The following is a 23,756-nucleotide window of genomic DNA, read 5'->3' as shown; positions in this document are numbered from 1 at the left end:
GTTCGCGCAAGGCGGATCCCGGTTGGGTCCCGCGGATCTCCCCGACTGGCGCGCGTTTTCACCCATTTGCCCACGAGACCAGCGCAGACCCAGCCTGCGCGCGGACGCCCGCTAATTTCCCGAATTTTAAACGGTGAAAGGGTATGCGAACGGGGTCCCTGCACCACTGTTTTCCCGCGAGAATTCCATGACGAACGTGGGGAAGTTGTGGCAAAGTCCGGGCCCAGACTTTTCATCAAGGCCCACCGGAAAATGCAGCTTACGACCAAAGCCCGATACGGCCTGCGCGCCCTTTGCCATGTCGCTCACCGGGGATACGCCTCGGCCCACGTCATCGCGGAGCAACAGGCGATTCCCTCGCGGTATTTGGAGGAAATCATCGGTGAACTCCGCAAGGCGGGCTTCGTGGTGGGCAAGCGCGGCCCGCGCGGCGGCTACAAATTGGCCCGCCCCGCCGCCGACATCTCGATCGCCGAGGTGCTGCAGGCGCTGTCGACCCCCACCAGCAGCGGCCCTGTCACCGGGGATCCGCAGGACGAGATCACGCGGATCGTCGAGCGCTCGGTCGACGCCCGCTTCGAGGCCGCGGTGGGGCAGCTCAGCCTCGAGCAGCTGCTCGGCGAGGCGCGCGACAGCTTCCGTCGCCGCTCGACCGACTTCATCATCTGAGCCGCCGATCTTCGCATGCCGCCGGTCTGCGTCGACGACATCCTGGGCCTGATCGGCAACACGCCGCTGGTCCGGATCCGCAAGCTCCACGCCGGCGACGCCCACGCCACCGTGTGGGGCAAGTGCGAGATGTTGAACCCGGGCGGCTCGGTCAAGGACCGCATCGCCCTGGCCATGATCGAGGCCGCCGAGGCGCGCGGCCAGATCCGTCCCGGCGAGAGCGTCCTCGTCGAGCCGACCAGCGGCAACACCGGCATCGGCCTCGCGCTGGTCGCCGCGGTCAAGGGCTACCGGCTGATCCTCACCATGCCCGAGTGCATGAGCCTCGAGCGCCGCAACCTGCTCAAGGCCTACGGCGCCGAGATCGTGCTGACCCCCGAGAGCGAGTGGATGGAGGGCGCCGTCGCCCGCGCGCGTGAGCTGTGCCAAAGGCCAGGTCACGTCATGCTCCACCAGTTCGAGAACCCGGCCAACCCGGAGATGCACCGCCGGACCACCGCGCTCGAGCTGATGGCCCAGCTCGGCGATCGCCGGGTCGACGGCTTCGTCGCCGCCGTCGGCACGGGCGGCACGCTCACCGGCGTCGGCGAGGTCCTGCGCGCGCGCTGGCCCGACGTGCTCATCGTCGCGGTCGAGCCCGATCGCAGCCCGGTGCTCAGCGGGGGCGTCTCCGGCCCGCACAAGATCCAGGGCATCGGCGCCGGCTTCGTCCCCCCCGTGCTCAACACCCGCGTCTTCGATCGCGTCGCGCGGATCGGCGACGAAGAGGCCTGGCACATGAAGCAGCGGCTCGCCCGTGAGGAGGGCCTGCTCGTCGGCATCTCCGCCGGCGCCGCGATGGTGGCCGCGCTCGCGCTCGCGGCCGAGCTCGGGCCCGACAAGGACGTCGTCACGATCCTCTGCGACACCGGCGAGCGCTACTTCTCGCTCGACGAGCAGTTCGCCGCGCCCGCGGGCGCCTGAGGCCCGATGGCCGGCGGTCGCTTCCTCGTGCTCGGCGCCGGCGGCCTCGGCTGCCCGGCCCTGCTCGGGCTCGTCGGGAGCGGCGCGACGCGGATCGGCGTCGTCGACTGCGACGTCGTCGACGCCACCAACCTCCATCGCCAGGTCCTCTACGATCTCGGTGACGTCGGCGCACCCAAGGTCGAGGCCGCGGCCCGTCGCCTGCGGGCGTGCGCGCCCGATCTCGAGGTCGAGCCGATCCCCCTGCGGCTCGACGAGCGCACGCTCTCATCGCTGCTCGCGGCCCAGGCGCCGGGCACCGTCGTGCTCGAGTGCAGCGACCAGCCCGACCTCAAGTTCCTCACCCACGACCTGTGCGGCGAGCATCGCCTCGATCTCGTCATCGGCGGCGTGCAGCGCTGGGGCGGTCAGGCGATGGCCGTGCGTCACGGCGCTGGCGCCTGCTTTCGCTGCGTCTTCGAGGCCGCGCCGCCGGCCGAGCTCGCGCCCTCATGCGCCGCCGTCGGCGTCCAGGGTGCGGCCGCGGGCGCGCTCGGCTTCATGATGGCGCACCTCGCGGTCGCCCTCGACGCCGGGGCGGACGTCGCCGGCACCCTCGTCGCGCTCGACCTCCGCGAGCTCCGTCCGCAGCAGATCCGCCCCGCGCGGCGCGCAGGCTGCCCGGGGTGTGATCCGCAGGTTTCCCGGCCCGTCCGGGGCCCGCTGGGGCCCGCGTGTTCGAGCGCCGCTTGCAGTACCTGAGCGCCCTGTTCATTATACTGAACACACCGTCATGCCGAACGTCCGGATCCCCACTCCCCTGCGCAAGTACACCCAAGGCCGCGAAGAGGTCACCGTCGAAGGCGAGACCGTCGCCGGCGTGCTCGACGGCCTCGAGCAGAGCTACCCGGGGATCAAGGAGCGGATCTGCGACGAGGCCGGCAAGGTGCGGCGGTTCGTCAACGTGTTCGTCGGCGAGGACGACATCCGCTTCCTCGACAACCTCGGCACCGCGGTCAAGGCCAGCGACGAGATCAGCATCGTCCCCGCGATCGCCGGCGGTTGAGCGCGCACGCCCCATGCTGCCCACCGGCCGCGAACAACTCCTGAGCGACCTGCGTCCGGGGCGAGCTGTCCGAACGGACAGCATCGTCGACCTCGTCGGCAACACCCCGCTGGTGCGGCTGCACCACATCGATCGCGCCACGCCCGGCGTCGAGATCTGGGCCAAGTGCGAGTTCTGCAACCCGGCCGGCTCGGTCAAGGATCGCGCCGCCCTGCGGATCGTGCGTGACGCCCTCGCGCGCGGCCTGCTGCGCCCGGGCGTGCGCCTCATCGACAGCACCAGCGGCAACACCGGCATCGCCTACGCCATGGTCGGCGCCGCGCTCGGCGTGCCCGTCACCCTCGTGATGCCCGAGAACGTCAGCGCCCCGCGCAAGCAGGTCACCACCGCGTACGGGGTCGAGATCGTCTACAGCAGCCCGATGGAGGGCAGCGACGGCGCGATCGTGCTGGCCCACGAGCTCGTCGAGCGTCACCCCGAGCGCTGGCACTACGCCGACCAGTACGGCAACCCCAACAACCCGCTGGCGCACTACCACACCACCGCGCCCGAGATCTGGCAGCAGACCGGCGGCCGCGTCACTCACTTCGTGACCGGCATCGGCACCAGCGGCACCGTCGTCGGCACCTCGCGCCGGCTCCACGAGTTCAGCCGCGACATCCGCTGCGTCGCCATCCAGCCCGACGACGCCATGCACGGCCTCGAGGGCATGAAGCACCTGCCCTCGAGCATCGTGCCGGCGATCTACGACGCCGGCGTGCTCGATGACACGATCTGGCTGCCGACCGACGAGGGCTGGGACATGGCCGAGCGGCTCGCCCGGGAGGAGGGCCTGTTCGTCGGCCACTCCTCGGGCGGTAACGTCGCCGGCGCGCTGCGGATCGCCAAGCAGTTGTCTGCGGAGGGCCGCCGCGGCGTGGTCGTCACCATCCTGTGCGACCGCGGCGACCGCTACTTCGTCCCGCTGCGCTGGGAGAAGCGCTACCTGTGGTGAAGGACATGTCCGAAACGCCAGCCTCCGAATTCGCCGTCCCTGCTGCGCTCCTGGCCCAGATCTACGCCCAATCGCGGGCCGAGTTCCCGGGCGAGTGCTGCGGCTACCTGCGCGGCCGCGGCGACGCCATGCGGCTGTATCCGTGCAAGAACTTCATGGACAAGCTGCACGCGATGGACCCCGAGACCTACCCGCGGACCTCGGCCAACGGCTACAACTTCGGCGGCCGCGAGCTGATCGAGTTCACGCGCGCCTTCGACGGCGACGATCCGCCCACCATCATTTACCACTCGCACCCGCGGGTCGGCGCCTACTTCTCGGCCGAGGACGAGGCCGCCGCGCTGGCCGCCGGTTACCCGGTCGACTACCTGGTCGTCGACGCCCAGGAGCACACTATCGGCGGCGCCGTGCTGTTCCGCCGCGTGGGCGACGCCGGCCCCGGGGCCTACGTCGAGGTCGCGCGCTTCCCCGGCGACGCCGGCTAGCGCCGTCACCCAGCCCGAATTCGGCCGCGTCCACGCGCCCGCGCGGCGAGGCTCGAAAGAACCCGCGCCGCGCACTAGACTGTCCGCGTGCAGGTCGTCCTCCTCGTCGCCGCGCTGCTCGGCCCCGCCGTCGGTCCGACCGGCGAGCACGAGGACGACAAGAAGGCCGCCTACCTCGCCGCCAAGCGGGCCCCGCCGCCGGCCCGGCGCGCATGTTGCCCCAAGGACATGTCCGATGGAACATGTCTCATCGACCCGGTCTGCCGCGACTCCCCACGCGCCGGCGACCAGGCCGACCCGGTGCTGTTCGCCCGTCACCTTCACACGCTCGAGGTCATGCCGCTGCGCGGCCCCCACCCTCCCGGCGCGCTGGCGAGCTTCTTTCGCTGCCGCTTCACCGACGAGCCGGCCGGCCACCCCGCCGAGCTGATCGCCGGGGTCGTCGCCGCGGCCGACCACTTCGGCGCCGGCGAGGTCCGCGTCATCAGCGGCTTCCGCCACCCCAAGTTCAACCTCATGCTCACCAAGAAGGGCCACGAGGTCGCGCGCGACAGCCAGCACGCGCGCAGCCAGGCGATCGACTTCTCGCTGCGCGGCGTCAAGGCCGACAAGCTCTACAAGTACGCGCTCAAGCGGTGGAAAGGCGGCGTCGGCTACTACCCCGTCAGCCAGTTCGTCCACCTCGACACCGGCAAGCGCCGGACCTGGAAGGGCCACTGATGGCGCGCGCGGCCGGCCTCGCGCGCCTCGCCTGCCTCGCCACGGCCCTGGTCTTCGGGTCATGTTTCGAAGGACAGGCGCTTTGGGGCGAGCGCTGCGAGACCGACGCCGACTGCGGCCCCGACCTGCCGTGCCAGGACGACGGCGTGTGCGCCGTCGAGCGCCGCTGCAGCGGCCTCACCTTCGACCTGCAGGACGTGCGCCCGCAGGTCGCCCTGCTGCTCGACCACTCGCAGTCGATGCGCCGCTGCCTCGACGATCCGACCGAGCGCGAGCGCTGCGCCCAGGCCGTCGACCCGCCCGGCCTCAGCCGCTGGGACGGCCTGGTCGCGCTGGTCCACACCCTCGTGCCCGAGTTCGCCGATCGCATCGACTTCGCCGCGGTCGTGTTCCCGACGCCGACCCTGATCTCCGAGCAGGGCTTCTGCAACCTCAACGACAACTCGCGGGTCCCATTCGGCACCGAAGACGTCTCGGCGGCCATCCTCGACGCTGTCCCCGAGGACATCGCCTCGCCGCCGATCGGCGAGAACCCGCTGCGCGAGGCCTGGTCCGACCTGTTCCCGCCGCTGGAGGACGGCCTGCTGCGCCAGCGCGCCATCGTCCTCGTCAGCGACAACCCGCCGAACTGCCCGACCAAGCCGAAGATCAAAGAGGACATCGCCGAGAAGCTCGACGGCGAGGTCTACCCGCTGGTCGAGGCCAGCTTCGCCAGCGGCATCCCGACGGTCGTCGTCGGCATCAGCGTCATGGACGTGCTCGCCCCGCTGCTCGCGGGCGACAGCATGATCGACGACGTCAACCCGCACGAGTACTTCAACGCGCTCGCGCTGGCCGGCGGCGCGGCGCAAGCGGGGCCCGAGCACTACCTCCACCTGCGCGACACGGCCGCGCTGCCGCAGGTGCTGGCCGGTCTGCGCGAGCGCCTGGCCCCCCTGGCCGAGCAGGTCGACGCCTGCCGGATCGGCATCGACGCCGCGCCCGACTATCCGAACCTCGTCGCCCTCGACGTCGACGGTCGCATGCACCGCGCCGACCCCGACTGCGACGATCGCTGGGCCTGGCGCTGGCGCGACGACACCCACCGGGCGATCGAGCTTTGCCCCGCCGCCTGTGATCGGCTGCACGCGGGCGCGATCGCCCGGCTGCGCTTCGGCTGTCTTTAGCGATCGACGCGCCCCCGCAATTGAACGCTGCGCGGCGGGTACTGCCCGATCATGCAGCGCTCATCCTTATCCATGGCTTGGCTTGTCCTTCTTCTATCCGCGTGTCCGGGCGGCGAGGCCACCAGCGAGAGCGACAGCGACGCTGCTTCGGAGGTCGTCACCAGCATCCTCCCGCCGACCACCGCGGACGACAGCACCAGCAGCGGCGGCGAGCCCGGGACCACCACGCAGGACGAGCCCGATCCGACCACTACCGCCTCCAGCACCACCGGCGACGGCCCGCTCAAGTGCGACGACTTCATCCCGGCGGCGCCCGAGCCGATCGTGCCGCGCGTCGTCCTCGTCCTCGACAAGTCGGGCTCGATGCTCTACGAGTGGGACCACGACGGCGATCCTGCCACCGACGTCGTGTCGCGCTGGTCGAGCCTGCACGCGGTGGTCGAGTCGATGGTCGGCGGCCTCGACACCGTGGTCCAGTTCGGCGCGGTGCTGTTCCCGTCGCTCGCGGCCACCGCCAAGCCGACCATCGCCGCCTGCGTCGTCGGGGCCGATCTGCTGGTGCCGGTCGGTCCGCAGGCCGGCGGGGCCATCCTCGCCGCCATCCCGCCGCCGAACACCACCACGATCGCCGGCGGCACCCCCTCGACCGCCGGCCTCCAGGCGGCCATCAGCGCGCTCGATGGGCTCGAGGGCGAAGAGCCGAGGTCGATCATCTTCATCACCGACGGCGCCGCCAACTGCGATCCCGACAACGACAAGCTGTTCGACGACTACGACGCCCGTCTGGCCACCACCGTCGCCGACGCCCGCGACGCCGGCTATCAGGTCCACGTCGTCGGCATCGACATCTCCGACGCGCTCACCCCGGTGCTGCAGGACGGCAACCCCGACGGCATCAACCCCTACGAGCAGCTCAACGAGCTGGCCGAGATCGCCGGCACCGCGCGGCCGGGCGCCGAGAAGTTCTACAACGCCACCAACGAGGAGGAGCTGCAGGCCGCGCTCATGGCCATCACCGGCGGCGTCGTCTCGTGCGAGATCGGCCTCGGCAAGCCCGTCCCTGACCACTTCTACATCCAGCGCGTCGAGATCGGCGACGACGCCGACAAGCAGGAATACGACGGCCAGGACACGCAGGTCGACGCTTGCGACAGCGAGAGCGGCTGGCAGTACACCAGCCCGACGCGCGACGCGATCGTCCTGTGCGGCGCCGCCTGCGAGCACTACAAAGCCACCGGCCTCGTCGAGATCGAGTACGGCTGCTTCATCCCCTAGAGTTCGGCGCCGCGCGGGTCCGGGGGCGAGCGAGGGCGCGCGCACTCCGGACCCGCCGCGGTCGCCGTTTTGCGGCGCCGCGGCCGATGTTCATCGACCCCAATTGAAAGCGCCGCCGCGGGTACTGCCCCGACATGCAGCGCCCTCTGTTTGTCACCGTAGCTTCCGTTGCGCTCCTCAGCGCCTGCCCTGGCGGGGATGACGACACCGCCGGCGGCAACTCGACCCCCGGCACCACCGGCGTCGAGCTGCCCCCGCTCACCACCACCACCAGCACCACCGGGCCCGAAGACCCGACCACCGGGGCGCCCACCACCGGCCCCGACGTCACCGGGACCACGACTGAGGACGGTCCGCTGGTGTGTGACGAGTTCGTGCCGATGGAGATCGAGCCCGTCATCCCGCGGGTCGTGCTCGTGCTCGACAAGTCGGGCTCGATGATCTCGGAGGAGTCCGGCTTCTGGGATCACGACGCCGATCCCAACACCCCGGACATCACCCGCTGGATGAGCCTCCACTCGGTCGTCGAGTCGATCTTCGCCAGCCTCGACAACGTCATCAACTTCGGCGCGGTGCTGTTCCCGTCGCTCACCGCCACCGGCTCTTACGGCCCCGCCGCCTGCACGGTCGACGCCCAGCCGCTGGTCCCGATCGGCCCGCAGAGCGGCGCCGCCATCCTCGCCGCCCTCCCGCCCGCCGACACGACGATGATCGCCGGCGGCACCCCGGCCGCGGCCGGCATCAAGGTCGCGCTCGACGAGCTCGCCGGCCTGCAGGACGACGAGCCGAAGTTCATCATCCTCGTCACCGACGGGGCCGCCAACTGCAAGGCCGGCACGGTGACGCCCGCGCTGTTCAACGACTACGACGACAACCTGCCGGCGGTGGTCGCCGAGGCCCAGGCGATGGGCTTCCCGACCTACGTCATCGGCATCGACATCGAGGACGTGTTCTCGCCGACGATGGTCGACGGCAACCCCGACAACACCAACACCTACGAGAAGCTCAACGAGCTGGCCGAGCTCGGCGGCACCGCCCGCCCCGGCGAGGAGAAGTTCTACAACGCCCTCAACCAGACCGAGCTGCAGGCCGCGCTCAACGCCATCACGCAGCAGGTCGTCTCGTGCGAGATCAAGCTCGGCGAGCCGGTGCCGGACAGCTTCTTCATCCAGCAAGTCGAGGTCGGCAGCGACAGCGACGCCGACCAGCAGGTCTACGAGGGCCAGGACACGCAGGTCGCCAACTGCGACGAGGAGGCCGGCTGGAAGTACACCTCGCCCGACCGCGACGCCATCATCCTGTGCGGCGACGCGTGCGAGCACTACAAGCAGACCGGCATCGTCCAGATCGAGTACGGCTGCGTCATCGGCTGAGCCCGGCGCGAGCGGGGGCGCCCTGGCGCGCCCCCGCGCTCGCTTTGTCCTCGCTCTCGGGCCGCGAGTGCCGTCAAGATGGCCGTCCATGCCGTCGCTTCCACCCCGCCCCGTCCCCGCGCTCCTGCTGACCGCCGCGCTCGTCGCTGCATGTCCCGGGGGACAGGGCGATTCGACCATGTCCGAAGGGACAGGCTCACCCGCGACCACCGACGGCTCGACAGCCACCGATCCCGTCATCACCGCCGGCACGACTTCCGGGACGAGCGGGACCGCGACCGACAGCGACAGCGGCGATCCGACCGGCACCACCGCGCCGACCACCGGCGACCCGGGCACCACCACCGTCGCCTCGACCACCACCGGCCCCGACACCACCGACACCACCGACATCGACACCACGACGACTACCACCGGCGATCCCGTCCGCGGCGCCGGCCGGATCGTCGGCTACTTCACCGCCTGGGCCGTCTACGACCGCGACTACCACGTCAGCGACATCCCGGCCGCCAAGCTCACCCACGTCAATTACGCCTTCGCCAACCTCAGCCCCGCCGGCGAGTGCGTGCTCGGCGACAGCTACGCCGACATCGAGAAGGTCTACGACGGCGACGACCCGAACGCCCCGCTCAAGGGCAGCTTCCACCAGCTTCACCAGCTCAAGCAGCAGCACGGCCACCTGCGCACCCTCATCTCGGTCGGCGGCTACACCTGGTCGACCAACTTCGCCCCCAACGCCGCCACCGAGCAGGGCCGGGCCAAGCTGGCGGCCTCGTGCGTCAAGTTCATGCGCGACTACGGGTTCGACGGCGTCGACATCGACTGGGAGTTCCCCGCCTCGCCGCTCGAGGGCCAGCACTACAGCGCGCTCCTGGCCGCCCTGCGGACCGAGCTCGACGCCGCCGGGGCCGAAGACGGCGCCGACTACCTGCTGACCATCGCCGCGCCCGCCGGACCGGGCAACCTCGCCAACCTCGATCTCCCCGGCATCGCCGCCAGCGTCGACTGGATCAACCTCATGGCCTACGACTTCGCCGGCCCGTGGATGGGCACCACCACCCACAACGCCGCGCTCTACAGCCCGGCCGACGATCCCGACCCGAACAACGCCCTGCTCAGCGACGACTCCGCCGTCACCGCCATCCTCGCCGCCGGCGTCGCGCCCGATCAGCTGGTGCTCGGCGTGCCGTTCTACGGCCGCAGCTTCGCCGGCGCCAGCGGCGGCCAGGACGGCCTCTACTCGACCTTCAGCGGCGCCGGCCCCGGCACCTGGGAGCCCGGCATCGTCGACTACCACGACATCGTCGCCAACTACGAGCCCGAGCTCGAGCGCTTCTGGCACGCCGAGGCCGCGGTCCCGTGGCTTTACGACGCCGCCGACGACCTCTTCATCACCTACGACGACCCCGAGTCGATGCAGCGCAAGACCGACTACATCACCGCCAAGGCCCTCGGCGGCGCGATGTTCTGGGAGCTGGCCGGCGACACCCAGGACAGCGCCCTGCTCGACGTGCTCGCCGACGCCCTGCTGCCCTGACCCGTGAGTCGCAAAGGACATGCCCAGTCGGCCATGTCCTCGACGACCTGTCCTTCACGACCTGTCTGAAAGGCCCTGCTCAATCCGGCGCTGCCGGCAGCGTCAGCCAGAACAGCGAGCCTTGCGGCTCGGACGGCTCGACCCCGACCTGCCCGTCCATCGCCTCGGCCAGGTGCTTCACGATCGCCAGGCCCAGCCCCGTGCCGCCGACCTCGCGCGAGCGGCCCTTGTCGACCCGGTAGAACCGCTCGAACACCCGCGCGCGGTGGCGGGCCTCGATCCCCGGCCCGTTGTCCTCGACCTCCACGCGGACCATGTCGTCGCGCTTCACCGCCCGGACCACGATCTTTCCGCCGGCCGGCGTGTACTTGACCGCGTTGTCGATCAGGTTGAGCAGCACCTGCTCGAGCGCCTGCTCGTCTGCCCATACGGTCATGTCCTCGGGGACATCCGACGTGATCTCGATGTGCTTCTCCTGCGCCAGCCGCTCGACCTCGTCGATCGTGTGGGCCACGATCGGCTCGAGCTCGATCTCGTCGGGGCTGATCTCGTAGTTCCCCGCCTCGATGCGGGAGATCTCGAGCAAGTCGGAGACCAGCGCCGCCAGGCGGTCGGCGCTGCGCAGCTGCGCGTCGAGGAACCTGCGCGCGATCTCCGGCTTCTCGATCGCCCCGTCGAGCAGCGTCTCCGCGTTGGCGCGGATGATGCTCACCGGCGTGCGCAGCTCGTGCGACACGTTGGCGACGAAATCGCGGCGGACCCGCTCGAGCCGGCGGATCTCGGTCACGTCGTGCATCACCACCACCGCGCCCTGCTGATTGCGCAGCGGGCTCGCGTACGCCTGCACCTGCCGCGGCGGCGTCGTCCGCGTCTCGAACTCGCGGCGCTCGGGGTGCCCGGCCAGCGCGCGCTGCACCAGCTCGTGCAGCGCCGGGATCGGGATGCGCTCGGCCAGCGTCGAACCGCTGTGCTCGATCGACAGGCTGAGCAGCCCCAGCGCCGCGCGGTTGATCAGCGTCAACTGCTGCGTCTGATCGACCGCCACTACGCCCTCGTCCATGCTCTCGAGCACCGCCTCGAAGCGGCTGCGCTCGGCCGCCAGCATCCCGACCGTCGTCTCGAGCTCGGCCGCCATGCGGTTGAGCGAGCCGATCATCCCGTCGTTCGGCTCGGCCGGCACCCGCGGCTCCTCGCCGTCGACCGCCCGGCGCGCGTCCTCCACCAGCGTGCGCAGCGTGCGGGCCAAAAAGTGCGACGCCAGCCCGCTCAGCACCACCGCACCGGCGAGGCTCAGCAGGCCCGCGATCCCGAGCGCGATCCGCAGCCGTCGCACCGCCGCGTCCATCTCCTCGAGCGGCCGGGCCACCCGCAGCGTCCCAGTCACCGCGCCGGCGGTGAACGGCACCGCGATGTACATCATGTCGGTCCCGAGCGTCGCGCTGTAGCGGACCGCCCGGCCCTCGCCCGCCGCGACCGCGGCGATCACCTCGGGGCGGTCGCTGTGCGAGTCGACCGCGGCCAGCTCGTCCGCCGCGATCTCCGAGTCGCCGAGCACCTTGCCGGTCGCGTCGATGATCGTCACCCGCGCTCCGCTGGCCGCCCCGAGCTGATCGGCGACCGCGTCGGCCGGGGCGCTGTCGTAGGCCAGCGCGACCCGCCCGACCCGCGCCTGGGCCAGCAATTCGGCCTCCGCGCGGCCGTGGGCCCACTCGCGGATCTGACCCTCGAGATAACCGCCGGCCACCAGCACGACGGACAGCACCAACAAGACCGAGACGAGGAACAGCTTGCCGCGGAAGTCGAGCCTCAAGGTTCGTCGTCCTCGGACGCGCGCAGGTCGGTCGTGAAGCGGTAGCCCACCCCGCGCAGCGTCTGCACGTAGTCGGCGATCTCGCCCAGCTTCTTGCGCAGGCGCCGGACGTGCGTGTCGACCGTGCGCGTCGTCAGCCCCGGCTGCACGCCCCACACGTCGGCCAGCAGCGCGTCGCGGGTCTGGACCCGGCCGCGGCGAGCGATCAGCGTCGTCAGCAGGCGGAACTCGAGCGCCGTCAGCGTCACCTCGGTGTCGTCGACCCACACGCGATGGCCGTCCATGTCGACGCGCAGCCGCCCGTACGGCGTCGGCGCCAGCGGCGTCTCGGCCGGGGTCTTGCGCCGCAGCACCGCCCGGATCCGCAGCATCAGCTCGCGCAGGCTGAACGGCTTGACCACGTAGTCGTCGGCGCCGACCTCGAAGCCGACCACGCGATCGACCTCCTCGGCCTTGGCCGTCATCATGATCACCGGCATCGCCCGCGTGCGCTCGTTGGCGCGGAGCTGCTGGCACACCTGCGTCCCGGACATGTCGGGCAGCATCAGGTCGAGCAGCACGAGGTCGGGTGCCGGCTCGGTCACCGCGATCTCGAGCGCTTGTCGACCGGTGTAGGCCGACCGGGTGCGGAACCCCTCGCGATCGAGCGCGTACTCGAGGGTCGCCACCAGGTCGCGTTCGTCTTCGACGATGAGAATCAGCCCGCTCATGTTCGCCCCGCAGCCTGGCGCGGGTGCATCATACACCTTCGGCGGCGGGCGGAGCGGCGGGCGCCAGGACCGCGGCCAGCAGGTTCATGGCGTCGGCCGTGGTGAAGATCCCGGCCACGCGGCCCTCGTGCATCACCACCGCCGAGCCGTACTTGTGGGCCGCCATCGTCCGGACCACCTCACCCACCGTCACGTCCGGGCCGACGCGGTACGGGTCCTGCGTCATCGCCTCCTCGACCTTGACCGCGTCCGGGTCCACGTCCGGCAGGTTCTCGACCAGGTCGATGTCCCGCTCGCTGAGGACCCCGAACAAGTAGCCGCCCTCGAGCACGGGCAAGTGAGGGACGTGGTGCTCGTGCATCCGCCGAGCCGCGTCGGACAGCGTCTGCGCGCGGCCGATCGTGATCGGGGCCGGCGTCATCACGTCGCGGACCGGGGTGGATTGGTCGACCATGGCCGGGAGGCTACGCTCTCCCGCGCACATCGAAAAGGTGAACAACCTCGCGCCGACGATCTAAATTGTCCGCGCATGTACACCCGCATCCTCGCCGCCCTCGACGGGTCCTCGCGGACCGACCTCGTCCTCCGCCAGGCCGCGCAGCTCGCCGCCAGCCACGGCGCCGCGCTCGACCTGTGCCGGGCCGTCAACGTCCCGATCGGCATGCCCGTCGAAGCCTGGTCGCTCAGCGGCGAAGAGCTCGGCGCGCGCCTGGTGGAGCTCGCGCACCAGGACCTCGTGAACCTGCGAGGCTCCCTCACGGCCTCGCTCGCCGGCGAGATCCACGTCCGCCTCGGCCGACCCGCGCAGGTGATTTGCGAGGTCGCCGACGCCATCGGCGCCGACCTCATCATCATCGGTAGCCACGGCTTCGACACCCTCGATCGCCTGCTCGGCACCACCGCTGCCCGCGTCGTCAATCACGCCCACTGCAGCGTCCTCGTCGTCCGCCCGCCGCGCGACGCCGGCGCCTGATCCGGCCGACTGTCCGCGCGTCACTGCTTCGTCACACCGACGAGTGACTCGCACTTCGCCGCGCCTCGAGTCCCCCGAGCCGGGCGCGAACGACTCGCTCGTCGCGCCCCGGGTCCCGCGTGCCGGGCGCGAGACTCGCTCGTCGCGCCTCACCGTCGCCCGCGCCGCGACCGACCCGACTCCTCAGGTCCCGCGGGCCGGCCGCTTGCGCGCCGAGAACCACTCCCGATAGCGCTCCATCTTCGTCTGCTGCTCGTTCGGTGCCCGGCGCGAGCAAGGCTTCGCCTCCTCGCTGCCGGCGGGCGCGCCCCAGCGGTGCTCCGGGCAGTCGTTCGGGTTGTAAGCGACCTCGAGCGCGCGCCCCCGGGCCACCAGTTCGCCGAGCCCGAGCGGCCACTTCGATCCGTCGCTGCGCACGTACTCGAAGCGGAACTTCGGATCGGCGAGCAGCTTGTCGCGCGCCTCGCCGAGCCGGCGCACCACGCCCTCGAGGTCGTTCTCCGCCGCGAACACCGCCGGCTGACGTCGCACCTTGTCGGCGAAGTCGCGGACCACGTCGATGGCGATCAGCAGCCGCAGGTCGCGGGCCGGCGTCGAGTACGACTCCCACGAGCCCGTCGTCTCGAACACCGCGAACCCCTCCGGCATCGCGATCGTCGCCCCCGGGCTCTGCTTGAAGAACGCCTCACCGTTGCCGACCGACGTCACCCGCACTCGCGCCTGCTCGAACAGCGCCGCGACCGCCTCCTCCTGGGCGAGGAACGGGTCGCGCGCGCCTGGCGACACGATCGCCTCCATGCGGTCGTAGAACGCCGGGCCCGCCAGCGTACCTTGCTCTTGGGACAGGTCGCCGTAGTCGCCGTGGGCCGCGATCTCGGCATCCGTCAGCGGCGTCGCCGCCCCGTCACGGATCGCGATCGGCCGGAAATTCTTGAACCCCGATCCGCCGAGCAGCGGGTCCGGGTTCCACAGGAAGTTGCCCTCCCAGAACCGCTTGCGCGTGATGCTGCCGTCGGGCTGACCGTCGACCGCGTACAGCACCCCCGGCCGCCCGCCCTCGCCGGCGAACAGCTCCACCAGCACCAGGATGTGCCCGTAAGGATCGGCGTAGACCGTGCCCGGCCGCAGCGACCGGCGATCGAGTCGCACCGGATAGAGGTCGCTGCGCTCGTCGCCCAGCGCCACCCGCCCGTTGCCCGTGTGCACCCCCCACGCCAGCGTGCGCCGCATGAAGTGTTGCACCGCCCCGAGCTGCCCCGGCTGCGGCCCCGACCCACCCGGCGCCGCCAGGTTGCTGGTCGTCTCGCCGCAGCGCGGCGGCTTGCCCGGCCCCCCGCGCGAGCAGCCGCGGAAAGCGAACGGCAGCGCCCGCTTCCAGCTGTAGTACGCGCGCAGGAAGTACGGCGTGTCGGCGCAGTCCGGCCGCATGTGCAGCCCGCCCTGCTGCGGCGCCGCGTCCTCGCCCCACGCGAACGCGTCATGAAGGATGTTGCGGACCGGATCGCGCGTCACCTGATCGAACGCCGTGTAGGCCAGGTCGACGCCCGGCTCGGCGTGGAACAGCGCCCGCACCCACGCCGAGTACAGCGCCTCTTCCCCGCTGTCCCACGCGCGCTGGCTCGGCCACACCGCCGTGCTCGCCGGCGGCGGTGCGTCGCGCCCGGCCCGCTCGCGCACCTTCACTTTGAGGCAGACCTTGCCGACCCCGCCGCGGCCCGCGACGATCGTCAGCTCGCCCGCCCTGTCCGGCGTCACCGTCGCCAGCGCCGCCGCCGGAGCGCCTGTCCAAAAGCGCATGTCCGAAGGGTCAGCCCCGCCCTCGACCCGCAGCGCCAGCGCCTCTTCGCCCGCCAGCGTCGCCGCCAGCACCCGCATCGGCTGCCCGACCGCCGGCCGCTGCGGTGACACCAAGATCCCATAGGCCCGATCGTCGGCGGCCGGACAGGTCCCGGCATCGGCCGCGGTCGGCAGCGGTAGCGGCGTCGGAGCCGGCGTTGCCGCGGCCGGCGGCGCCGTCGTCTCGAGCGGCGCCGGGGCGCTCGCGGTCACCGGCGTGGCCGGGCTTGCCGACACCGGCCGACCCGCGGCCGTGTCGGCGGTGGGCGTCGCACCGCACGCCGTCAGCGAGGCGACGGCGATCCACTCGAGGCGCAGGCGAGGCATCGGCGACCCATAGCGAGATCTCGCAAACACCGCCAGTGTCTTGCGCCGACGCAGTCACCCGCCCGCCATCCGCGCTGCGGCGCTGCGCCCGAACCCACCATCATCCAAGACTTCCTATTTTATCGTCCAAGATTACGAAACAAATCCGTAATTCATCCACCAATACAACCGCAAGATTGCCCCTCGCAAGCGCGCGCGATCACGACGGCGCGAGCAGCGGGCATGGTATGGATGGCCGCCATGCTGGTGCTGATCGCCGACAAGTTTCCTCCGAGTGGTCGTGACGTCCTGGCTCGCCTCGGCGAGGTCGTCTACCGGCCCGAGTTGAGCGCCGAGCAGCTGCCTGCCGCGCTCGGCGAGACGAAGGCCGACATCCTCGTCGTCCGCTCGACGGTGGTCAGCGAGACCGCCCTGGCCGCCTCCCCGCCGCTGTCGCTGGTCGTGCGTGCCGGAGCCGGCACCAACACCATCGACACCGCCGCCGCCAGCCGTCGCGGCATCTTCGTCGCCAACTGCCCCGGCAAGAACGCGATCGCCGTGGCCGAGCTGACCATGGGCCTGATCCTCGCGCTCGACCGGCGGATCGTCGACGCCACCCTCGAGCTGCGGCACGGCACCTGGAACAAGAGCAAGTACGGCAAGGCCCGCGGCCTCAAGGGGCAGACCCTCGGCCTCGTCGGCTTCGGCATGATCGCCCGCGAGGTCGCCGTCCGCGCCCGCGCCTTTGGCCTCAAGATCGTCACCTGCGCCAACCACCCGATCGCGCCCGACGTGCTCGAGGCCCACGGCGCGATCCAGGTCGCCGACCTCGGCGCGCTGCTCGACGTCAGCGACATCGTCAGCGTCCACGTCCCCTACTCCAAGACCAACCACCACTACATCGGCGCCGAGCAGCTCGCGCGCATGCGGCCGGGCGCCACCCTGATCCACACCTCGCGCGGCGGCGTCGTCGACGACAAGGCCCTCGCCGAGGCCGTGCGCGCCGGTCGGCTGCGCGCCGGCCTCGACGTCTTCGAGGGCGAGCCCGCCGGCGGCCAGGCCGACTTCAAGAACATCGCCGGCGAACACGGCGACGTCTACGCCACCCCGCACATCGGCGCCTCGACCGAGCAGGCCGAGTCGGCGATCAGCGACGAGGTCGTGCGCATCATCGAGAGCTTCGTCGCCCGCGGCATCGTCCACCACGCCGTCAACCTCAACGAGCGCGTCGCTCGCTACAGCCTCGTCGTCCGCCACCTCGATCGCGTCGGCGTGCTCGCCGGCATCCTCATGGCGCTGCGCGAGGAGCGGGTCAACGTCCAGGGCATGAGCAACACCATCTTCGCCGGCGGTGAGGCGGCCTGCGCCACCATCACCTTCGAGGTCGCGCCGAGCGAGGAGTGCCTGCAGCGGCTCCGCGATCACGAGGCCATCCTCGCCGTCGAGCTGCGCGCGGCCCGGTCATGAGCGACCCCCGCCCCGAGCTCGCGCTCGCGCTGCTCGCCCACGGCAGCCCCGATCCCGACTGGCTGACCCCGGTCGAGCAGATCGCCGAGCGCCTGCGCGTCCTCGCCCCCGCGCTGGCGATCGCGCTCGCCACCCTCGAGCACGGCCCCGCGCTCGGCGACGTCGTCGCGCGCCTCGGCGAGGCCGGCGTGCGGCGGGTCGTCGTCGTGCCGGTGTTCCTCTCCGGCGGCGGGCGCCACCTGAAGCGCGACGTCCCGGAGCTCGTCGCCCGGGTCCAGCGCGACCACGCGAGCCTCGAGATCGCGCTCGCCGGCGACGCGCTCGCCAGCGACCCCGCCGTGCTCGACGCCCTCGCCGCGGCAGCCCTGCGGCGAGTGGCGCTAAGCTCCCCGGCATGAGCGCGTACGACGTCGTGTTCTCCAACCCCTCGCTGGACCCCAACCACCCGGTCCAGGGCTCTGTGTTCGTCAATGCCTCGCCGCGGGACTTCGTGGTCGTCCTGTCCGTCGAGCTGACCCGCGATCCCCAGCAGCCCGACGCCCGCGCGGTCCTCCACGGCATCGACAGCAGCGAGAAGGGCCAGCAGCACGTGATCGGCTTCGCCGCCCCCGCCACCGCCCTCCGCACCACCGTCGCGGTCCGCCTGCCCGCCATGGAAGACGGCAAGCCCCGCCCGCTCGTCGTCGAGGTCGCCACCGCGGGCGCCGTCTGCACCGCGCGCGTGCTGTCGGCCACGCCGATCTGATCGCCGGATGTCCTTCGGGACAGGCAACCGACCTGTCCCGTGGGACATCCTCCTGAGAATCAACCTGTCCTTAAGGACACCCTGTAGGGCCAGCCTACTCCGGCAGCGCCCGTCGCAGCACCCCCGTGTCGGGGTCGACGTTGAACAGCGTCGCCAGCGCCTCGTAGAGCTGCGGGTCCTGCTTGCGCAGGCGCTGCGGCTGCTCGAAGAACACCTCGACCGCGACCGCGAACAGCTCCGCCGAGTTGGTCCCCGCGTACGCCCGCAGCGGCCCGCCCTGCTTGCGACGGACCGACTTCAAGCGGCTCTTGACCAGATCCTCCCAGCCCGGCACCGCCGACCACGCGAACCGGTCGGGCGACCCGTCGGCGGCCCCGTCGGCCATGTCGAGCACGTGGGCCAGCTCGTGCAGCACCACGTTCTCGCCGTCGGGCTTGCGGAAGCCGAACCGGATCTGCTTGCGCGAGAACAGCACCGGCCCCTGCAGGTGGACCTGCCCGGCGATCCCGTGGTGGTCGCCGGGCTCGCCGTCCTCGTTCCACTGCGTCGGGTGGACGACGATGTCGCGCACGTGCGGCCACTCCCAGTCCGGCCGCCCGTGGCACAGCATCGCCGCCCCGGCCCCGATCATCAGCTTGACCTCCTCCGGCACCTCCGACCCCTGCGGCCCATAGATCCGGTGTTCGGCCAGGAACACCGCCACGTCGCCCTCGAAGCGCCGCTGCGCCGGCGGCGTCAGCCGCTCGTAGAACGGCACCCGCCGGCTCAGCAGCTCGCGCCAGGTCTCCGGCACCGGCGCCAGCGCCACGCGCTCGCGCCGCGTGATCGGCCGCAGCGCCGCCGCGCGGTAGCCGAGCCCGACCAGCGGCCCTATCACCACCATCCACCACGGCGCCACCGCCAGCACCAGCACCGACGCCACCACCGCGATCGCCACCGCGATCGCCGACTGCATCCGCACCGCCGCCCGCTTCAGCACGCCGATCGATCTACCCCGACCTGCCCGCGCTCGGCTACCCTGCGGCTGCGTGCCGATCGACGCCCTCGCCCTCCCGCTGCTGATCGTCACCGCGATCGGGCTATTCGGCTACGCCCTCTACCTGCGCCGGGTCGGCCTGCCGCACGCGCGCACCGGCTGGCTGCTCGTCGCCTTTATCGTCCTCGCCGCCGCGCTCGCGTGGTGGATCGAGCCCGTCAGCGCCGGCTTCGTCGCCTTCGGCCTCTACCTCCTCTTCATCATCGCCCCCGTCTCGCTGCAGACGCGGCTGCACCGGGCCATCGGCGCCGGCGACGAGGTGCGGGCGCGGCGGCTCGCCTGGGTGCTCGCGCGGATCCACCCGACCCGGGTCGTGCGCGAGGAGCTGGCCGCGCTGCCGACCATCCTCGCCCTGCGCGCCGGCGACGATGTCCCGCCCGCCGAGCTCGATCGCGTCTCGCACGGCCTGCCGCAGGTGCGGCGCGCCTTCGACATCGTCCTCCTGCACAACCGCCGCGACGTCGACGCCGTCAAGGCCGCCTTCGCCGATCCCGAGGAGCGCGCCGGCCTGTTCGCCCAGGGCCTCGGCGCCATCTACGTCCAGAGCGTCGCCTGCACCGACCCCAGCGGCGACGCCCTCGCCGAGGCGCTCGCGCGGGCGCTCGCCGGCGACCCCACCTTCCAGCAGCTCGAGCGCCTCGCTCGCCTCGTCATCCAGGCCCACGCCCTCGCCGGCGACGTCGCCCGCACCTGCGCCCTCGCCGACGGCCTCGGCATGTACCTCGCGCGCGGCGATCGCGAGCTGTGCGTCGCCCTCGCCGAGTGGTGCGCCGGCCGCCCCGACGCCGCCCGTCGCACCCTCGCGCGCGCGCTCGAGCAGCACGGCGAGCACCGGATCGCCCGCTCCACCCTCGCCTCGCTCGACGCCATGATCGTGCGCCGCCCGCCGCGGCCGGCCACCACCCCTAGCCCCGCGCTCGACCACCGCCTCGCCGCCCTGCGCCGCGGCGCTCCGACCCTGCGCGCCGTCTCGACCTTCCTCGGCCGCCACGCCATCCGCCCGCGCCTCACCTGGGCGTGGATGGCCGTGCTCGTCGGCTTCTACGCCATCTACGCCAGCGTCGGCGATCCCTACGACACGGAGCACGCCTACGCCTGGGGTGCCCTGTACACCGGCGATTTCGGCCCGTCCGAGGTCTGGCGGCTCGGCACCCTGACGCTGCTGCACGTCGGCGTCCTCCACCTCGCCCTCAACGTCCTGATGCTGTGGCGCTTCGGCACCTTCGTCGAGGTGCTGTTCGGCCGGGCTCGCCTCGCCGCCATCTACGTGCTGAGCGCCGCCCTCAGCGGCCTCGCCGTGGCGCTCCTGCGCGACCCGGCCAGCCCGTTGCTGCTGATCGGCGCCTCCGGGGCGATCATGGCGCTCGGCGGCGCCGTGATCGCCGCCCTGCTGCTGCGGCGCGACCTCCGGTCGACCCCGATCGGCCGCACCGAGCTGGTCGCGCTCGCCATCCTGTTCGGACTCCAGGTCGTGTTCGACAGCTTCACCCCCGAGGTCAGCGGCACCGCCCACGCCGCCGGCATCGCCGCCGGCGTGGTCCTCGGGGCCCTGTTCCTGCCGCGGCACTCGCGTGCCTTTGCGGACATGCTCAAATAGCCATGTCGATTCGGACATGCCCCCGAGGACATGTCCTCCGGCACAGGCAGCCGCGCGCGCGCGGCCGCGCATCATGCGCCCGTCCGGCCGCGTGAGTTCGATCGTGTGAGCTCGGCCGTACCCGCGCGCGCCCTGGCCGACGCACGTCCCCGGGGCGCCGGCGGCCGCCTGCATCGGGTAAGCTGCCGCCGTTTATGGCCGACGAGACCACGGCGACCGGCGGCGGAGCGGGCTCGAGCGAGCCTGACGCCAACGCGCTGCGGTTCGGCCGCTACGTCGTCCTCAGCCGCCTCGGCGAGGGCGCCATGGGCGTCGTCTACAGCGCCTACGACGAGCTGCTCGACCGTCGCGTCGCCGTCAAGCTGGTCCGTCGCCAGCTCAGCGGCGACCTCCCCGGCCGCGCCCGCCTGCTGCGCGAGGCCCAGGCGCTGGCCCAGCTGTCGCACCCCAACGTCATCCAGATCTACGACGTCGGCGAGTGGAACAGCCAGATCTTCATCGCCCTCGAGTTCGTCCACGGCCGCACCCTCACCACCTGGCTCGAAGAGCAGACGCGCTCGTGGTCCGACATCCTCGCGGTGTTCGTGGAGGCCGGTCGCGGCCTGGCCGCGGCTCACGGCGCCGGCATCGTCCACCGCGACGTCAAGCCCGACAACTTCATGATCGGCGGCGACGGCCGCGTCCGCGTCATGGACTTCGGCCTGGCCCTGCCGGTCGGCCTCGGCGGCGACGAGCTCAGCGCCACGATCTCGGAGTCGGGCAAATCGATCCTGCGCATGACCGCCGCCGGCTCGTTGATCGGCACCCCCGCCTACATGGCGCCCGAGCAGTTCCTGCGCGAGCCGACCGACGCGCGCACCGATCAGTTCGGCTTCTGCGTGGCCCTGTTCGAGGCGATGTTCGGCTACCGCCCGTTCCCCGGCAGCACCATCGAGGAGGTCAGCCGCAGCGTCCTGCTCGGCGAGCGCGTCCCGATCCCCGCGCGCACCCCGGTGCCGCCCAAGGTCCAGCGGGCCGTGCTGCGCGGCCTCGACAGCGATCCCAACCAGCGCTTCCCGACCATGCACGACCTGCTGGCCGAGCTGGCGCCCGCGCCCGATCGCGGCCGCCGACGCATGCGCTGGGCCCTCGCCGTGGCCGGCCTCGGCACCGCCGCGATCGCGTTCGTCCAGGCCGGCGCCGCCGGCAGCTGCCGTGACGCCGCCGAGCACCTCGTCGGCGTGTGGGACGACAGCCGCAGCGCCGCGGTCGAGCGCGCCATGCTGGCGACCGGCCTGGTGTTCGCCGCGGACACCGTCGCGCGCACGCGACAGGACCTCGACGCCCACGCCGCCGAGTGGACCGAGCTGCACGTGCGCACCTGCGAGGCCCACCGCGCCGGCGAGCGCTCGAGCGCCGCGCTCGACCTGCAGATGCACTGCCTGCAGCGCCGCCGGGCCGAGCTCGACGCGCTCGTCGACGTGCTCGCCGAGGGCGATCGCAACACCGTGATGAACGCCGCCCAGGCGGTCGCCGGGCTGCGCTCGGTCGCCTCGTGCGGCGACCCGACGGCGTTGATGGACGAACAGCGCCGCCTCGGCCTCCCGAGCGACCCCGCCGTCGCCGCCCGCGTCCAGCTGCTGCAGCGCGACCTGGCCCAGGTCGAGGCGCTGTTCCTCGCCGGTCAGATCGACCGCGCCGTCGCCCTCGTCGAGCGCACCATCCACGCCGCCGAGGCCACCGACTACCCGCCGCTGCTCGCCGAGGCCCTGTTCTGGCGCGGGCGGATCTTCAGCGACACCGGCGAGCCCCAGCAGTCCGCCAGCTCGCTGTGGGCCGCCTATCTCACCAGCATCCGCGCCGGCCACGACGCCATCGAGCTTCGCGCCCTCGTCACCGACGTCCACGTCCAGGGCTACGGCCTCCAGGACTTCGGTGCCGCCGAGCGCGCCGCAGCGATCGCCGGGGCCCTGATCGCCCGGCGCCCGCCCGAGATCGGCATCGAGGCCGAGCTCCTCAACAATCTGGCCAACTCGCGCGCCGCCCAGGGCCGCCTGGCCGAGGCCGAGGACCTGTACCGCCGCGGCATCGCCCTGCGCCAGCGCACCGCGCCCGACGAGCCGCTGCCGATCCGGATCACCCAGATCGGCCTCGGCGAGGCCTTGCGCTCGATCGGCCGGGTCGAGGAGGCCGCTGCCGTCCTCCACGAGGCCAGCGCCGGGCTCGACAGCCTGCTCGGCGAGCGCCACCCGTTCGCGTGCATGGCCCACGCCAACCTCGGCCTCGCCCACTTCGAGCTCGGCCACTTCGACGAGGCCGCACGGCTGCTCGAGCCGGCCCTGCCGCAGATCATCGCCACCTTCGGCAACGACCGCCTCGACTACGCCGAGTACTTCGCCGCCACCGGCATGCTGCAGCTCGGCCGCGGCGCCATCGCCCGCGCCCTCGACGACCTCGAGCGCGCCCACTCGCTGGCCGAGCGCTCGCAGCAGCCGCTGATCCGCACCATCGCCCACTTCGCCCTCGCCCGCGCCCTGTGGGACCACGAACCGAGCCAGCGCGACCGCGCCCTGGCCCTCGCCCGCCAGGCCGAGCGCGACGCCCACGCCATCCGCAACCCTCGCCGCCAGCGCGAGATCGCCGCCTGGCTGACAGCACACGCCCCTGCCGTATGACATGCCCGATCGGTCATGCCCGATAGGTCATGCCCGATAGGTCATGCCTTCGAGGACATGTCCATAGAGACATGTCTGGAACTACATGTTCTCTCGAACATGCCGTGTGCGCCCGCTCGGATTCCACATGTCCGAAAGAACATGCTCACGCGCGCGCAAGCGCGTCGCGCCGCGTCGCCTCTGCGCCTCTGCGTCGCCTCTGCGCGGCTGCGTCGCCTCTGCGCGGCTGCGTCGCCTCTGCGTCGCCTCCGCGCCTCTGCGCGGCTGCGTCGCCTCTGCGCGGCTGCGTCGCCTCTGCGCGGCTGCGTCGCCTCTGCGTCGCCTCCGCGCCTCTGCGCGGCTGCGTCGCCTCTGCGCGGCTGCGTCGCCTCCGCGCCTCTGCGACGCCTCCGCGC

The 23,756-nt window shown here is 72.0% G+C and carries 22 protein-coding genes; 17 read left to right on the top strand and 5 right to left on the bottom strand.

Annotated features, from left to right (window positions below; translation table 11 throughout):
* The first annotated feature begins 207 nt into the window (after positions 1-207).
* From POL25_RS39250 to POL25_RS39200, 11 genes are all read left to right on the top strand, one after another.
* A complete protein-coding gene (locus POL25_RS39250; protein WP_272091530.1) occupies positions 208-669 on the top strand; it encodes an RrF2 family transcriptional regulator in 462 nt (153 codons plus the stop codon).
* Positions 670-684: 15 nt separating this feature from the next.
* Entirely contained in the window at positions 685-1,632 is a 948-nt protein-coding gene (cysK, locus tag POL25_RS39245; RefSeq protein ID WP_272091529.1) for a cysteine synthase A, read from the top strand.
* Positions 1,633-1,638: 6 nt separating this feature from the next.
* A complete protein-coding gene (locus POL25_RS39240; protein ID WP_272091528.1) occupies positions 1,639-2,373 on the top strand; it encodes a HesA/MoeB/ThiF family protein in 735 nt (244 codons plus the stop codon).
* A 31-nt stretch (positions 2,374-2,404) separates the two neighbouring features.
* Positions 2,405-2,677 (top strand): MoaD/ThiS family protein, encoded by a 273-nt coding sequence (locus POL25_RS39235; protein ID WP_272091527.1) that lies wholly within the window; start codon positions 2,405-2,407, stop codon positions 2,675-2,677.
* A 13-nt stretch (positions 2,678-2,690) separates the two neighbouring features.
* On the top strand, positions 2,691-3,671 hold the full coding sequence (locus POL25_RS39230; protein ID WP_272091526.1) for a PLP-dependent cysteine synthase family protein: 981 nt from the start codon (positions 2,691-2,693) through the stop codon (positions 3,669-3,671).
* A gap of 5 nt (positions 3,672-3,676) precedes the next feature.
* A complete protein-coding gene (locus tag POL25_RS39225) occupies positions 3,677-4,156 on the top strand; it encodes a M67 family metallopeptidase (RefSeq protein ID WP_272091525.1) in 480 nt (159 codons plus the stop codon).
* Positions 4,157-4,243: 87 nt separating this feature from the next.
* Positions 4,244-4,876 (top strand): YcbK family protein, encoded by a 633-nt coding sequence (locus POL25_RS44740; protein WP_272091524.1) that lies wholly within the window; start codon positions 4,244-4,246, stop codon positions 4,874-4,876.
* Positions 4,876-6,042: a hypothetical protein gene (locus POL25_RS39215; RefSeq protein WP_272091523.1), complete on the top strand. Its 1,167-nt coding sequence runs from the start codon at positions 4,876-4,878 to the stop codon at positions 6,040-6,042. Before POL25_RS44740 ends, POL25_RS39215 begins: the two co-directional genes overlap by 1 nt.
* Positions 6,043-6,114: 72 nt before the next feature.
* Positions 6,115-7,317 (top strand): vWA domain-containing protein, encoded by a 1,203-nt coding sequence (locus tag POL25_RS39210; protein WP_272091522.1) that lies wholly within the window; start codon positions 6,115-6,117, stop codon positions 7,315-7,317.
* Between the two features lie 134 nt (positions 7,318-7,451).
* The gene (locus POL25_RS39205; protein WP_272091521.1) at positions 7,452-8,690 is read left to right on the top strand and encodes a vWA domain-containing protein; all 1,239 of its coding nucleotides are present in this window, start codon (positions 7,452-7,454) and stop codon (positions 8,688-8,690) included.
* Between the two features lie 88 nt (positions 8,691-8,778).
* The gene (locus POL25_RS39200) at positions 8,779-10,227 is read left to right on the top strand and encodes a glycoside hydrolase family 18 protein (RefSeq protein ID WP_272091520.1); all 1,449 of its coding nucleotides are present in this window, start codon (positions 8,779-8,781) and stop codon (positions 10,225-10,227) included.
* Positions 10,228-10,306: 79 nt separating this feature from the next.
* Here POL25_RS39200 and POL25_RS39195 read toward each other — a convergent pair whose 3' ends face one another.
* From POL25_RS39195 to POL25_RS39185, 3 genes are read right to left on the bottom strand one after another with little or no spacing between them, the layout of a single operon-like run.
* Entirely contained in the window at positions 10,307-12,037 is a 1,731-nt protein-coding gene (locus POL25_RS39195; protein ID WP_272091519.1) for a sensor histidine kinase, read from the bottom strand.
* Positions 12,034-12,747: a response regulator gene (locus tag POL25_RS39190; RefSeq protein ID WP_272091518.1), complete on the bottom strand. Its 714-nt coding sequence runs from the start codon at positions 12,745-12,747 to the stop codon at positions 12,034-12,036. The genes POL25_RS39195 and POL25_RS39190 overlap by 4 nt, the downstream gene beginning before the upstream one ends.
* A 28-nt stretch (positions 12,748-12,775) precedes the next feature.
* Positions 12,776-13,201, bottom strand: a complete 426-nt coding sequence (locus POL25_RS39185) for a CBS domain-containing protein (protein ID WP_272091517.1) — start codon at positions 13,199-13,201, stop codon at positions 12,776-12,778.
* A 75-nt stretch (positions 13,202-13,276) separates the two neighbouring features.
* Here POL25_RS39185 and POL25_RS39180 point away from each other — a divergent pair, with 75 nt between their 5' ends.
* Positions 13,277-13,720, top strand: a complete 444-nt coding sequence (locus tag POL25_RS39180; RefSeq protein WP_272091516.1) for a universal stress protein — start codon at positions 13,277-13,279, stop codon at positions 13,718-13,720.
* A 183-nt stretch (positions 13,721-13,903) separates the two neighbouring features.
* On the opposite strand, the gene POL25_RS39175 is transcribed toward POL25_RS39180, so the two are convergent.
* Complete coding sequence (locus POL25_RS39175; RefSeq protein WP_272091515.1) at positions 13,904-15,883, bottom strand: hypothetical protein; 1,980 nt, start codon at positions 15,881-15,883, stop codon at positions 13,904-13,906.
* A gap of 240 nt (positions 15,884-16,123) precedes the next feature.
* On the opposite strand from POL25_RS39175, the gene POL25_RS39170 reads away from it, so the two are divergent.
* Genes POL25_RS39170 through POL25_RS39160 form a run of 3 tightly spaced genes read left to right on the top strand, consistent with a single transcriptional unit; the run spans position 16,124 to position 18,074 of the window.
* Positions 16,124-17,329, top strand: a complete 1,206-nt coding sequence (locus POL25_RS39170; RefSeq protein ID WP_272091514.1) for an NAD(P)-dependent oxidoreductase — start codon at positions 16,124-16,126, stop codon at positions 17,327-17,329.
* Positions 17,326-17,727, top strand: a complete 402-nt coding sequence (locus POL25_RS39165) for a sirohydrochlorin chelatase (RefSeq protein ID WP_272091513.1) — start codon at positions 17,326-17,328, stop codon at positions 17,725-17,727. Before POL25_RS39170 ends, POL25_RS39165 begins: the two co-directional genes overlap by 4 nt.
* The gene (locus POL25_RS39160; protein ID WP_272091512.1) at positions 17,724-18,074 is read left to right on the top strand and encodes a hypothetical protein; all 351 of its coding nucleotides are present in this window, start codon (positions 17,724-17,726) and stop codon (positions 18,072-18,074) included. Before POL25_RS39165 ends, POL25_RS39160 begins: the two co-directional genes overlap by 4 nt.
* Before the next feature lie 94 nt (positions 18,075-18,168).
* Here POL25_RS39160 and POL25_RS39155 read toward each other — a convergent pair whose 3' ends face one another.
* Positions 18,169-19,053 (bottom strand): M90 family metallopeptidase, encoded by an 885-nt coding sequence (locus tag POL25_RS39155; protein ID WP_272091511.1) that lies wholly within the window; start codon positions 19,051-19,053, stop codon positions 18,169-18,171.
* Between the two features lie 49 nt (positions 19,054-19,102).
* On the opposite strand from POL25_RS39155, the gene POL25_RS44735 reads away from it, so the two are divergent.
* Both POL25_RS44735 and POL25_RS39145 read left to right on the top strand, forming a co-directional pair.
* The gene (locus tag POL25_RS44735; protein ID WP_272091510.1) at positions 19,103-20,707 is read left to right on the top strand and encodes a rhomboid family intramembrane serine protease; all 1,605 of its coding nucleotides are present in this window, start codon (positions 19,103-19,105) and stop codon (positions 20,705-20,707) included.
* 194 nt (positions 20,708-20,901) lie between these two features.
* Complete coding sequence (locus tag POL25_RS39145; RefSeq protein WP_272091509.1) at positions 20,902-23,361, top strand: protein kinase domain-containing protein; 2,460 nt, start codon at positions 20,902-20,904, stop codon at positions 23,359-23,361.
* The last annotated feature ends 395 nt before the right edge of the window (positions 23,362-23,756 follow it).

It is taken from the genome of Nannocystis bainbridge, assembly GCF_028368995.1.
In the GTDB taxonomy this organism is placed as follows: domain Bacteria; phylum Myxococcota_A; class Polyangia; order Nannocystales; family Nannocystaceae; genus Nannocystis; species Nannocystis bainbridge.
This window is presented reverse-complemented; position numbering and strand designations above follow the sequence as displayed.